Source organism: Plantactinospora veratri (genome assembly GCF_036421995.1).
Taxonomy (GTDB): domain Bacteria; phylum Actinomycetota; class Actinomycetes; order Mycobacteriales; family Micromonosporaceae; genus Plantactinospora; species Plantactinospora veratri.
The window spans coordinates 216,073-228,349 of record NZ_JAZGQL010000001.1 but is presented as its reverse complement, the minus strand read 5'-3'; the positions used below and the strand labels follow the sequence as shown (position 1 = coordinate 228,349).

General features: G+C 73.4%; 10 protein-coding genes. 2 read left to right on the top strand and 8 right to left on the bottom strand.

Annotated features, from left to right (window positions below; all coding sequences use genetic code 11):
• Positions 1-72 precede the first annotated feature (72 nt).
• Positions 73-1,911, bottom strand: a complete 1,839-nt coding sequence (locus V1634_RS00990; RefSeq protein ID WP_331205800.1) for an acyltransferase family protein — start codon at positions 1,909-1,911, stop codon at positions 73-75.
• Between the two features lie 453 nt (positions 1,912-2,364).
• On the opposite strand from V1634_RS00990, the gene V1634_RS00985 reads away from it, so the two are divergent.
• Entirely contained in the window at positions 2,365-3,390 is a 1,026-nt protein-coding gene (locus tag V1634_RS00985; RefSeq protein WP_331206099.1) for an NADPH:quinone reductase, read from the top strand.
• A 69-nt stretch (positions 3,391-3,459) separates the two neighbouring features.
• Here V1634_RS00985 and V1634_RS00980 read toward each other — a convergent pair whose 3' ends face one another.
• From V1634_RS00980 to V1634_RS00960, 5 genes are all read right to left on the bottom strand, one after another.
• Complete coding sequence (locus tag V1634_RS00980; RefSeq protein ID WP_331205799.1) at positions 3,460-4,803, bottom strand: beta propeller repeat protein; 1,344 nt, start codon at positions 4,801-4,803, stop codon at positions 3,460-3,462.
• 49 nt (positions 4,804-4,852) lie between these two features.
• Positions 4,853-5,356: an RNA polymerase sigma factor gene (locus V1634_RS00975; RefSeq protein WP_331205798.1), complete on the bottom strand. Its 504-nt coding sequence runs from the start codon at positions 5,354-5,356 to the stop codon at positions 4,853-4,855.
• A gap of 148 nt (positions 5,357-5,504) precedes the next feature.
• Entirely contained in the window at positions 5,505-6,572 is a 1,068-nt protein-coding gene (locus V1634_RS00970) for a hypothetical protein (RefSeq protein ID WP_331205797.1), read from the bottom strand.
• An 81-nt stretch (positions 6,573-6,653) separates the two neighbouring features.
• Positions 6,654-7,565, bottom strand: coding sequence for a quinone oxidoreductase family protein (locus V1634_RS00965; protein ID WP_331205796.1), 912 nt, complete (start codon positions 7,563-7,565; stop codon positions 6,654-6,656).
• A 97-nt stretch (positions 7,566-7,662) separates the two neighbouring features.
• Complete coding sequence (locus V1634_RS00960) at positions 7,663-9,309, bottom strand: long-chain fatty acid--CoA ligase (protein ID WP_331205795.1); 1,647 nt, start codon at positions 9,307-9,309, stop codon at positions 7,663-7,665.
• Between the two features lie 54 nt (positions 9,310-9,363).
• Here V1634_RS00960 and V1634_RS00955 point away from each other — a divergent pair, with 54 nt between their 5' ends.
• Positions 9,364-9,858: an NUDIX domain-containing protein gene (locus V1634_RS00955; RefSeq protein ID WP_331205794.1), complete on the top strand. Its 495-nt coding sequence runs from the start codon at positions 9,364-9,366 to the stop codon at positions 9,856-9,858.
• A 13-nt stretch (positions 9,859-9,871) separates the two neighbouring features.
• Here V1634_RS00955 and V1634_RS00950 read toward each other — a convergent pair whose 3' ends face one another.
• Together V1634_RS00950 and V1634_RS00945 are read right to left on the bottom strand one after the other, a co-directional pair.
• Positions 9,872-11,500, bottom strand: a complete 1,629-nt coding sequence (locus tag V1634_RS00950) for an MDR family MFS transporter (RefSeq protein ID WP_331205793.1) — start codon at positions 11,498-11,500, stop codon at positions 9,872-9,874.
• Positions 11,501-11,637: 137 nt separating this feature from the next.
• On the bottom strand, positions 11,638-12,186 hold the full coding sequence (locus V1634_RS00945; RefSeq protein WP_331205792.1) for a type 1 glutamine amidotransferase domain-containing protein: 549 nt from the start codon (positions 12,184-12,186) through the stop codon (positions 11,638-11,640).
• Positions 12,187-12,277 lie beyond the last annotated feature (91 nt).

Genomic DNA, 12,277 nt, shown 5'->3' with positions numbered 1-12,277 from the left:
ACCGTTCGGACCGGTCGCCGTCGCGGCCCCGGACACCGCCCGCGCAGCCGCCGCCCCGGCGCTCGGCCGGCGTTACGGGGCGCAGACGAACTGGGGATCCGCCCAGACACCGACCGCGCCACCGGACGGGCTGCTGGTGACCAGGTCGACGAAGCTGGCACGGGCGATCGCCACGTCGATCCGCTCGGCACTGTCCGCCCGGCTGCGTACGCCCGACTCGAAAACGGTCACGTCGTCCGCGCGTACCGCGAAGGCGACCTCGACGTCGTCGGCGCCGACGTCGATCACGGCCCGGAGCCGTTCGCAGCCGGCGGGCGGCTGCACCCGGACCCGGCTCGGCGCGGCGGTCAGCACCGCACGCGGATAGACCTGGCCGTGCACGGTGACCGAGCCGGGGCCCGTTCCGGTCGCCGGGGTCGGCGACGGCCGCTCCGAACTGCCGTCCAGCAGCATGGGCAGGTCGGAGAGGTGGTAGGTGACCTCGGCCGGGGACGGCTGGGCCTGGCTGCGGGTGGTCACCCCGGGCCAGAGGTTGAGCGCCATGACCCCGAGCCCGACGGCCAGCACCGCCACGGTGGAGGCCATCGCCCGGTGCCAGTGCCGCGCCCCCGAGGCGGCCGGCACCGCCGCGGTCACGGCTGTCGGGGTCACGGCCGCCGCCGGGGTCACGGCCGTCGGAGGAGGCGCGGCCGGAGCGGTCCCGGCCGTGGTCGCGGGTACCCCGGCTCCGGCGACCTTCCCGGACGGCGCGCCGCGGGCGGTCCCACGCCGGCCCGGGCTGACCCGGGCCGGCACCAGCGCCGGCCGGCGGCGGGCGGCCAGATCCTCGATCCAGCCGAACAGCGCCACCGCCACGGCCACCAGCAGCCAGACCGCGGCCAGCCGGACGGTGACGGTCTGCACCCAGCCGGAGACGGCCAGCGGGGCGATCAGCGCCCCGGCCAGCACGCCCAGCGGCAGGTGCCACAGATAGATGGTGACCGCCCGGGCGTTCAACAGCTCCACGAGGCGGTCCAGCAGGCGGATCCGGCCCAGCCAGTCGAGTCGGGGCCGGAACCGGAGCACCGTCGCGACGAACGCCATCGACCACAGGGTGTTGCCGCCCGCGATCCGGTTCAGGTCGTAGTTGCCGGTCGACCAGCCGACCGCCAGCACCCAACCGGCCCCGGTGAGCGCGAGCAGCCCGACGGCGAGTGCGTACCGCCGGGCCGGGATCCGGCGCAGCAGCCCGTCGTGGTGCGCGAAACCGAGCAGCCAGCAGGCCAGGTACGTGCTGACGTTGAGCGCCTGCTCGTTGAAGTACCCGCCGACGTTGACGATGTTGAACCGGAAGGCGATCGGCAGCGCCACGGCCAGCGCCAGGCTCTGCCACGGCCAGCGACGGAACGCGGCGAGCAGCACCGGCGAGAGCAGTACCAGCCAGAGGTAGGTGACGATGTACCAGAGCACCACGTTGTAGGCCCAGGCCCACGACTGGTCGCCGACCGGCGGGGTACGGGCGGGGAAGACCCACCAGACGAGTTCGCCCCAGCCGAGTGCCGCGGCCGGCGCCGTACGCCAGCCGGTGATCAGCAGCAGCGTCAGCGTCACCGCCCCGAAGCCCCACAGCGGAGGCAGCAACCGGCGCAGCCGCCGCCCGACGGCACCCGGGCCGGTACGGTCCAGCGAGCCGGCCATCAGCGAGCCGGCGAGCGCGAACATCAGCCCCATCGCCGGGAAGAGCACGGTCAGCCAGATCCAGCCGAGCACGTGATAGGTCACCACCCGGACCAGCGCGGCCGCCCGCCACAGGTCCAGGTACCGGTCCCGACCACCGGCCGAGCCCACCGCCCGCCCCGCCGACGGGCCCCCGGCCGGGCCGGCCGACGGTACGACCGCAGCCGTCACCGCAGGCTCGGCTGAGGTTCCCATCTGCGTCTCCACGTCTCCGGTCGGCCGCGCCCGACGGTCCGGGCGACTCGTACGTCGCTGGCACGGGCGCCCCGGAACGCCTCCGTCGACTCCGCGCCAACGCCGTCCGCCCCGGCCGCCACCTCCGGCGGAACCGCCCGGCAGGCCGGCGCCCTCGACAGACGGACCCTTGCCCATCAGTCCTACCCGACAAACCTGAACGATCCCTGACTGGGCTTTCACGGCGTGTTCCTCGTCGCTCCACCACCCGGATCCGGCGGTCGGGCCGGATCTGTGACCTCGCCCACCCGCATCCGGCGACGGGATCTCCGGCGAATCCACCCGTACGGGCAGCAAGATGGTGATCGGGTCGTAACGCGTGCGGGGTGCGCGGCCCGCCGTGCACCGGTCGGCGGGCCGGCCGGCGGATCGAGACGAGAGGTGATCGGCGTGACAGCACCGGGGAAGTCGACGATGAGGGCGGCCGTCTACCAGCGCACCGGCGACCCGTCCGTGCTCGAGGTGGTGGAACGGCCGGTGCCGGAGCCGGGTCCGGGCGAGGTCCTGGTCCGGGTCGCCGTCTCCGGGGTGAACCCCACCGACTGGAAGTCGCGGCAGGGCGACGGCTCCGGGGCGCCGCCCGGGCACGGCTGGCAGATTCCCCACCAGGACGGGGCGGGGATCATCGAGTCGGTCGGTACCGGTGTCGACGCGAAGCTGACCGGCGAGCGGGTCTGGGTCTGGGAGGCGGCCTGGCAGCGGCCGTGGGGCACCGCGGCCGAGTACACGGTGGTACCGGCCCGGCAGGTGGTGCGGCTCGGCTCGGCCTCCTTCGACCTCGGCGCGGCCCTCGGCATCCCGTTCCTGACCGCGCACCGCTGCCTGACGGCCGGCGAGACGATGCCGGACCACCTCGACGTCGGCGCGCTCACCGGGCGCACCGTGCTGGTCCAGGGCGGGGCGGGCGCGGTCGGCAACGCCGCCATCCAGCTCGCCCGATGGGCCGACGCCACCGTCATCGCCACGGTCAGCAGTGCCGAGAAGGCCCAGCTCGCGGTCGCGGCCGGCGCCTCGTACGTGATCAACTATCGCGAAGAGGACGTGGTGGCCGAGGTCCGGAAGATCACGCCGGACGGGGTGGACGCGATCGTCGAGGTCGCCGCCGCCCGCAACGCCGAGATCGACTGTCAGGTGATCGGCGCCAACGGCGCTGTCGCGGTGTACGCCGACGACGGCGGCGCCACGCTCACCCTGCCGGTACGCCCGCTGATGGTGCCGAATATCCGCTGGCAGTTCGTGCTGGTCTACACGCTGCCGGTGGTGGCCAAGGCGCAGGCCGTGACGGATGTCGCCGCCGCCGCGTCGTCCGGAGTGCTCCGGATCGGCACGGAGGCGGGTCTGCCGCTGCACTACTACCCGCTGGACGAGGTGGCCCAGGCGCACGCCGCCGTGCAGAACTCGGCGGTGGGCAAGGTGCTGGTGGTGACCAGCGAGTCCTGACCGCCGCCGGATTCCGACCGCTGCCGGGCCGGGCTCACACCGGGGCCCGGCCCGACGCCACCGGACGGGTCAGCGCTTGATCGTGGGCGGTCCGACGTACGACCAGGTGATGCCGTCCGGGGAGAGCCAGCCGCCGGAGGAGTCCTGGTTGCCGGTCTGGGCGTAGCCGCCCGGTACGGCGACCGCCGAGGCACCCGGGCCGACCGGGATCTCCCGCAGCCGCTCACCCCGGTCGAGGCCCTCGAACATCATCGGGTTCTCGCCGGCCAGGATGCCGGCCTGGATCAGCAGCACGCCGTCGGGCCGGACCGCGGCGTGGATCATCCGGTCGCCGACCTGGGCCCGCGCGGCCGTACGCTGCCAGTTCCGCCCCTGGTCGACGCTGCGGTAGACCCGCAACTCCCCGTCGACCTGGCCGACCGCGTACGCGACCTGGTCGCCGACCGCCAGTGCGGAGGCCCCCGCGTCGCCACCCGCCTCGACCTCCTCCGGCAGCACCGACTGCCGCCAGTTGCGCCCACCGTCCCAACTGATCCGGATCGCGCTGCCGCTGTAGATGGCCACGTTCTCCGAGACGGTGCCGTTCTCCTCCTGCCGCGAGCCGATGGTCCGGTCGGTCCAGCCGGTCACCCAGAGTCCGCCCGCCGCCGTCCCGCCCTCGATCACCCGCGCGTGGTGCAGCGGCAGCTTCTCGGCCAGCCGGACGACCTCCCCGGTGGCCGGGTCCGCCGCCAGCACCGTCAGCCCGTCGGGTTCGGGAATCCACTCCACCGGCCGGTACGTCTCCGGCACGGCCGGCGCCTCGGTGATCTCGATCTCCCGCCAGTTGATCCCGCCGTCGGTACTGGCGAGCCAGAACTGCCGGATCCGGTCCGCCTCGATCATCCCGTCGTCGCGCTTCGGCATCGTCTGCACCTCGGCCACCAGCGTCCGCGGCCCCACCGCCCGCAGGTCGACCAGGCTGTTGTCCGGCACCGGCAGCGGGTGCGACGCCCAGGTCGCGCCGCCGTCGGCGGTGGCGGCGAGCCGGATCGCGCAGTTCTCCCCCTGGCAGTCGCGGTACCGCAGGTAGAGCCGGTCCAGGTCGCCGACGAGCATCTGGCCGGTCACGGTGGGCGCGGCCGGCGTGGGCGCCCCCGGCGAGGCGCTCGGGCCCGGCGTCGGGACGAAGTCGGGGGTTCTGTCGAGCGCGACCGGCGGGCCGAGGGTGCCGTACCGGGCACCGTCCTCGTCCGACGGCACGGCCCGCCAGACCACCCCGCCGCCGACCGCGACCACGGCGGCCAACGCGGCGGCACCGGCCACCCGGGTACGCCGCCGTCGGCGCCGCGCCCGGCGTTCCACGTCGGCGAAGTGTGGCTTGAACGCGGCCTGGGCAGCCTGGCCGAGGCCGGAGAAGTCGAGTTCCGGCATGGAGATCCTCCGGTGTGAGTACGACGTGACGACTGCGGGATCGGGCGGGTCAGCGGCGGCTCGGCCGGGCGGTCGGCCCGTCGGTGGCCGGCCGGGTCTGCTCGTCCAGGTGTCCGGCGAGCGCCTGCCGGCCGCGTACCAGCCGGCTCTTGACGGCCTCCACCGAGCAGCCGAGCGTGGCGGCGACCTCGGCCACCGGCAGGTCGCCGATGTGGTGCAGCACCACGGTCTCCCGGATGGCCCGGGGCAACCGGTGCAGTGCGGCGACCAGTGCCACGTGATCGGGTGAGAGTTCGGGGACCCTGGCCTCGGCGCCGGTCAGCCGGCCGGTGCGGATCAGCCGGTCGAGCCGCAACTGCCGCCGGAACCGGCTCCGGGCCACGTTCAGCGCGACGGTACGCAGCCACGCCTCCGGGTTGTCGACCTGCCGGAACCGCCCCGCCCGGGTCAGCGCCCGGACGAACGCCTCCTGGACCGCGTCCTGCGCCTCGGCGTAGTCGGCGGTCACCGCGAAGAGCTGCGCCACCAGCCGCGCCGCCGAAGCCGCGTACACCTCTCGAATTGCCTGATGTCCGTCCACACCATCCCCTGCCCACCGGCCCGTTCACCAAGTACGACCTCCCGGCGGGTCATCCGGTGACATCCGAATCGGCGGCTCGCCCGAAACCGGGCTTCCGGGCGCGGGCGGCAGGGTGGACCGCTCAGCCGACGGGTGCGGCTCCGGCCGACAGGATGGCGGTGAGCCGGGGGCCGAACCGGGCGAGCGAGTTACGGTCCTCGCCCGGCCGTAGCCCGGAGAGCGTCGACCGGGCCACCAGCACCGCGCAGAGCCGGCCGGCGGCCACCGCCCAGCCGGCCGCCTCCCGCTCCTGGTGCCGCAGCGCCGCCTCGGCGATCGTCGCCGCGTCCGGTTCGCTGCCCGCCTCGGCCAGGAAGAGGCCGAGGTACCGCTGGTCGGCGGTGGCATCTCCGGGCGTGGCGTGCAGGTAGGCGCAGCCGGTGAGCCGGTGCGGTGCGGCGGGCGCCGTCGGCTGCCGGGCGGCGTCCAGCCAGCTGGTCGGCAGGGTGGCCGCCACCGACACCTGGCCGACCTGGTAGCGGTCGCCCTCCAGCATCGCGGCGGCCTCGAAGGCGAGCCCGGCCAGGTCGGCGGCTGGCGCGTACGCCCCGCCCTCGTCGTCGACGAGTACCCGGCCGGTCGGCGTCGCCAGCACCCGGTAGCCGCACTCCCCGGCGAGGTCGACGCTGTCCCGGGTCACCTCGGCGAGCAGCGCCGCGAGTTCCGGATCCGCCCGCTCGGCCGCGCCCCGTACCGCCTCGGCCGGCGGCAGCCCGAGCCGCTCCGCCGCGTACGACACCAGGGCGCCGCTGACCCAGACGTCCCGCCAGTCGATCCGGTGCAGTTCGATCGCGGAGAGCGCGTCGAACGCGACCAGCACCTCGGCCCGGTCCTCGGTACGGATCGCGGCGAGCGCGCGTCGGCGGGCGAAGGTGAGCAGCGTGTACAGCTCGTCGGGCCCAAGTTCGGCACGGAGCCTTCGACGGTCGGCGGCGGCGAGCCGGGCGTACCCGGTCAGGAAGGCCGTCACCACCGCGTCGGCGGGCGCCGCCACCCACCGCCAGAGGCACTCGGCGGCGGCGGCGTAGTCCACCCCGCGCAGTCCCGGCTGCGGTTCCCCGGTTGCGGCGACCGGACCGGGCTCGGGAACGGTGCGATCGGCGCCGCCGTCGACCGGCGCCGCGCGGCCCGCCGGCCACGGCTCGCTCATACCCGACGACGCTATCCCATCCGGCCCAACATCGGCGCGGTTCCATCCGCACGGCGGTGTCGACGGTGGACGGCCGGGCCGCTACGGCATGAGGACGACCTTTCCGCGCAGTCGTCCCGCCTCCACCAACCGGTGCGCGTGGGCCGCCTCCGCCAGCGGCAGCGAGGCCGCGATCCGGGTCCGCAGCCGCCCCTTGGCCACCTCGGTCATCAGCTCCGCGAGCATCGGCTGGTCGAGCCGGATCATGACCGTCTGCTGCCGCACCTCGCGCGGCGGTTCGAGCGGCGGGACCGGCCGGGTCGTCACCAGGACGCCGCCGTCGGCGACCGCGGCTCCGGCCGCGGCCCCGACCGGCACCGCGTCGAAGACCGCCGGGAACCCGAGGCCGGCCAGCTCGGCGGAGCGGGGCAGCACCTCGGCGACGCCGAGGCCGCGTACCCACTCCTCGTCGTCGGAGCTGGCCACCGCGACCACCCGGTGGCCGGCCCGGGCCGCCAACTGGGCGGCGAAGCCGCCCACCCCGCCGCTGGCCCCGGTGACCAGCACCGTCGACCCGGGAGCCAGCGACATCATCTCCAGCCCCTGCCGGGCGGTCAGCGCGTTCAGCCCCACCGTGGCCGCCTCCGCGGCGTCCAGCTCGTCGGGTACGGCGACCAGCCAGTCCGGCCGGGCGACCACGAACTCGGCGTACGCGCCGACGTCGCCCCGGGTGAGATACCAGGGCACCATTCCGGCCACCCGGCTGCCGGGGCGGTGTCCGGTGACCCCCTCCCCGACCGTGACCACGTCACCGGCGAAGTCCCAGCCGAGCAGGAACGGCGGCTCGATCGGGCCGCCGGGGATCCGCCCGGTCCGGGCGGCCAGGTCGGCGGGGTGCACCGCCGCCGCGCGTACCCGCACGAGGATCTCGCCGGGGCCGGCCGTCGGATCCGGCCACTCGACCACCCGCAGCACACCGGGACCGCCCAGTGCCGTCACCGCCACCGCTCGCATCGCTCGCCCCCTCCACGTGGTCAACATCCTTCCCGCCGCAACATCGACTTGGCAACGGGTCGACGGGGACCTGCGTAGCTGGCCGTCGACGTGCGGGTCAGGTCGGCAGTTCGATCACGTCGAGGGTGCCGGCGGCGTAGTCGGCGCGTACCCGCTTCTTGTCGAACTTGCCCACCGAGGTCTTCGGTACGGCGTCGACGAAGGCCCACCGCTCGGGCAACTGCCACCCGGCCACCCGCTCGGCGAGGAACTCCCGCAGTTCCACCGCGCCCGTCCCGGCACCCTCCCGGCGCACCACCGTCGCGAGTGGACGCTCGTCCCAGCGCGGGTCCGGTACGCCGACCACGCACGCCTCCAGCACCGCCGGATGCGCCATCAGCGCGTTCTCCAACTCGACCGAGGAGATCCACTCACCACCGGACTTGATCACGTCCTTGGCACGGTCGGTGAGGGTGATGAAACCGTCGGCGGAGAGCGTGCCGACGTCACCGGTACGCAGCCAGCCGTCCCGGAACTTCTCCGGATCGGGCTCGTCGTCACCGACGTACCGGGCGGTCACCCACGGGCCGCGGACCTCCAGTTCGCCGACCGCCTTGCCGTCGGCGGGCAGTTGCGTGCCGTCCGGGCCGACGATCCGGGCGGCGACCCCGGCCGGCACCCGCCCCTGGGTGTAGCGGTAGCGCCAGGCGTCGTCGCCGGTCGCTCCGGCCGGCGGCCGGGCCACCGAGCCGAGCGGGGACATCTCGGTCATCCCCCAGGCGTGGATCACGTCGATGCGGTGCCGTTCCGCGAAGGCGTGCATCAGGGCGGGCGGGCAGGCGGAGCCGCCGACGATCACCTCGGTCAGCGAGGAGGTGTCGACCTCGTTGGCGTCCAGGTGGTTGAGCAGGTCGGTCCAGATCGTCGGCACCGCGCCGGCCAGGGTCGGCCGCTCGGCGGCGATCATCGCGGCGATCGGGGCGCCCTGGAGGAACCGGTCCGGCATCACCAGGGAGGCGCCGGAGAGGAAGGCGGCGTACGGGATGCCCCAGGACATCGCGTGGAACATCGGCACGATGGCGAGTTCCCGGGTGGTCGGGCCGAGCCCGAAGGACTCCGGCAGGCAGATCTGCACCGAGTGCAGCCAGATCGACCGGTGCGAGTAGGCGACGCCCTTCGGGTTGCCGGTGGTGCCCGAGGTGTAGCAGAGGGCGGCGGCGTCCCGCTCGTCCAGCTCGGGCCAGTCGTACCGGTCCGGCCGGTCCCGCAGCAGGTCGTCCCAGTGGTGTACGGCGATCCGGCCGCCCCCGGCCGAGCGCAGCGGAGCCGGGTCACCGCCGCCGACCACCACCACGTGCTCTACAGTGGACATGTCGGGCAGCGCCCTGGCCAGCAGCGGGATCAGCGTCGAGTCGACCAGCACCACCCGGTCCTCGGCATGGTTGGCGATGTAGGCCACCTGGTCGGGAAAGAGGCGGATGTTGAGCGTGTGGAGTACCGCACCCATGCTCGGGACCGCGAAGTAGGCGACCAGGTGCTCGGCGTTGTTCCACATGAAGGTCGCCACCCGCTGGTCACCGGTGATCCCGAGATCGTCGCGGAGCGCGTGCGCGAGCCGGGCTGCGGTCGCACCGACCTCGGCGTACGTCATCCGGCGCGAGCCGTCGCCCAGCCAGGTGGCCACCTCGGCACCGCCGTGCACCGTGCTGCCGTGTTCGAGGATGCGGGAAATCAGCAGGGGTGCGTCCATCATCGTGCTACGCATGGAGCACAACCTAGTGTCGCAGCTCACACCTTGACCACCCTGAAAGGCAGGCCGATGAGCAGTATCCCGTGGGCCGAGTCGTACCTCGGCCAGCTCCGCGCCCTCGCCGGTGACCGTACGTTGATGTTCGTCGGCGCCCGCGGCGTGGTACGCGACACGGCCGGCCAGGTACTGCTGATCGAGCGCTCCGACAACGGTTACTGGGCGCTGCCGGCCGGCGCGATGGAACTCGGCGAGTCGATCGCCGAGTGCGCGGTCCGCGAGGTCTGGGAGGAGACCGGGCTGAAGGCCACCGAGGTCACCCCGTTCGCCATGTACACCGGCCCGGAGCGCACCTTCACCAACATGTACGGCGACACGTACCAGCTCTTCGTCGTCGCCTTCCGGGTCGACGCCTGGTCCGGCGAGCTGCTGACCAGCACCGACGAGACCACCGACGCGCGCTTCTTCCCGCCCGGGACGCTGCCCGCGCCGGTCTCCGACACGGTGCTGGAGACCCTGGACGACCTGGCCGCGTTCGAGCGCACCGGCCAGGTCGTCCTGAAGTAGCCCGCCAACCAGGTCAGATCAGCGTCTGGGTGTTCGCCTCCATCTCGGTGGCCGCGTCGCCCTTCCTGTCCCGGACCAGCCGCTCGCCGGAGGCGGCCGGCGGTCCGCCGCGCAGCTCGCTGTTCGGCATCGCCAGGGTGACCGCCACCGCCAGCAGGGCGATCAGCCCGGCGACCAGGAAGACGGTGTGCAGCGCGTCGACGAACGACTCCTGCACGGCGGCCCGGACCGGAGCCGGCAGCGCCAGGATCCGGGCCGGCTCGTTGACCGAGAAGCCCGTACCGGCACCGGCGAACTGCGCCTGCTGCGCGGGGGCGAGCTGGGCGACCGCGCCGGGTAGCCGGTCGGCCAGCCCGCCGGAGAGCCCGGCCGAGAGCACCGCACCGAGGATCGCCACCCCGAACGAGCCGCCGAGCGACCGGAAGAAGGTGGCGGCCGAGGTACCGGCGCCGAGGTCGCGCATCTCCACCGCGTTCTGCACGGCGAGGACCAGCGACTGCATGCAGAGACCCAGCCCGACTCCGATGATCACCATGTAGATGAAGGCGTTCCAGAGCGGGGTGTCGACCTGCAACTGGGTGAAGAGCAGCATGCCGGCGACCAGCACCACCGCACCCACCACCGGGAACCACTTGTACCGGCCGATCCGGCTCATCGCCCGCCCGGAGAGTACCGAGGTGACGATCACGCCGGCCATCATCGGCAGCATCAGCAGGCCGCTGTCGGTCGGCGAGGCGCCCTTGACGATCTGGAGATAGAGCGGGATGAAGATGATCGACCCGAACATCACCAGGCCGAGGATGAAGCCCGCGGTGTTGGCCAGCGCGAAGGTCGACCGGCGGAACAGTTTGAGCGGCAGGATCGGCTCGGCCACCCGGGCCTCCTGGACCAGGAAGAGCACGCCGAGCACTCCCCCGGCCACGAAGAGCCCGATGATCACCCCGGAGCCCCAGGCGTACTCGTTGCCGCCCCAGCTCAGCGCGAGCAGCAGCGAACTCACCCCGGCCACCAGCAGGCCGGCGCCGAGCCAGTCGATGGCGTGCTGCCGGCGCTGGAACGGGATCAGTCGCATCACGTGGTAGCAGACGACGATGGCCACCACCGCCAGCGGCACGTTCAGGAAGAAGATCCAGCGCCAGTTGTGCTCGGCGAAGTAGCCGCCGACGAGCGGCCCGGCCACCGACGAGACCCCGAACACCGCGCCGAAGAGGCCCTGGTAGCGGCCGCGCTCCCGGGGCGACACCACGTCGGAGATGATGGTGAAGGCGAGCGTCATCAGCCCACCCGCGCCGAGGCCCTGCACCCCGCGGGTGATGATGAGCTGGGTCATGTCCTGGGCGAAGCCGGCGGCCAGCGAGCCGACCAGGAACGCCCCGATGGCGAAGAGGAAGACCGGGCGGCGGCCGAGGATGTCGGCCATCTTGCCGTACAGCGGGGTGGAGGCGGTCGACGCCAGCAGGTACGCGGTGACCACCCAGGAGTAGTGGTTGATCCCGCCGAGTTCGCCGACGATGGTCGGCAGCGCCGTTCCGACGATGGTCTGGTCCAGTGCGGCCAGCAGCATGCCGGTCATCAGACCGCTCATCAGCAGCAGGATCTGCCGGTGGGTCAGGGCCGGCCGCGCGTCCTCAGCGGTGGTCATAGTGCCTTCTCCCCCCGATGGCACAGAAGATGCCTACCGCCGGTCCCGTCCTGCTTCCGGCCGAAAACCGGGCAGGTCGCAGGGCCCGGGCCACGGTTCGGCGCCGGCCTGCGGCCGGCGCCGAACCGGGCACGGGGTCAGTGCCGGCCCTCGGCGAGTTCCTCGACGAGCTTGGCGCAGAATGCCGGCAGGTCGTCCGGCTTGCGGCTGGTCACCAGGCCGTTGTCGACGTGGCACTCCTCGTCGACCCAGTGCGCGCCCGCGTTCGACAGGTCGGTCCGCAGGCTCGGCCAGGAGGTGAGGGTGCGCCCCTTGACCACGTCAGCGTCGATCATCGTCCAGGGCGCGTGGCAGATCGCCCCGACCGGCTTGCCGGCGTCGAAGAACGCCCGGACGAACCGGACCGCGTCCGGGTTCGCCCGCAGGGCGTCGGGGTTGGCCACCCCGCCGGGCAGCACCAGGCCGTCGTAGGCCGCCGGGTCCGCCTCGGCCACGGTCGTGTCGACCTCGTACGTCCCGGACTTGTCCAGGTGGTTGAAGGCCTGGATCCGGCCGCCCTCCAGGGAGACCAGTTCGGCCCGGCCCCCCGCCGCCTCGACCGCCTCCCGGGGACGGGTGTACTCGACCTCCTCCACGCCGTCGGTGGCCAGGAACGCGATGCGCTTGCCCTGCAAGGTCGCGGTCATCTTGGTTCTCCTTTCCGGGGAGGGAAAACGGGAATATGTGGCGAGAAGCCGTTTAGTCACATCTCATGGAAAGGACGTTCCCGGTACGGCA

What these genes read in the sequence shown, in the direction of transcription:
- V1634_RS00990 (WP_331205800.1), bottom strand. Translation starts at nt 1,911, where the DNA reads ATGGGAACCTCAGCCGAGCCTGCGGTGACGGCTGCGGTCGTACCGTCG.
- V1634_RS00985 (WP_331206099.1), top strand. Translation starts at nt 2,365, where the DNA reads ATGAGGGCGGCCGTCTACCAGCGCACCGGCGACCCGTCCGTGCTCGAG.
- V1634_RS00980 (WP_331205799.1), bottom strand. Translation starts at nt 4,803, where the DNA reads ATGCCGGAACTCGACTTCTCCGGCCTCGGCCAGGCTGCCCAGGCCGCG.
- V1634_RS00970 (WP_331205797.1), bottom strand. Translation starts at nt 6,572, where the DNA reads ATGAGCGAGCCGTGGCCGGCGGGCCGCGCGGCGCCGGTCGACGGCGGC.
- V1634_RS00965 (WP_331205796.1), bottom strand. Translation starts at nt 7,565, where the DNA reads ATGCGAGCGGTGGCGGTGACGGCACTGGGCGGTCCCGGTGTGCTGCGG.
- V1634_RS00960 (WP_331205795.1), bottom strand. Translation starts at nt 9,309, where the DNA reads ATGCGTAGCACGATGATGGACGCACCCCTGCTGATTTCCCGCATCCTC.
- V1634_RS00955 (WP_331205794.1), top strand. Translation starts at nt 9,364, where the DNA reads ATGAGCAGTATCCCGTGGGCCGAGTCGTACCTCGGCCAGCTCCGCGCC.
- V1634_RS00950 (WP_331205793.1), bottom strand. Translation starts at nt 11,500, where the DNA reads ATGACCACCGCTGAGGACGCGCGGCCGGCCCTGACCCACCGGCAGATC.
- V1634_RS00945 (WP_331205792.1), bottom strand. Translation starts at nt 12,186, where the DNA reads ATGACCGCGACCTTGCAGGGCAAGCGCATCGCGTTCCTGGCCACCGAC.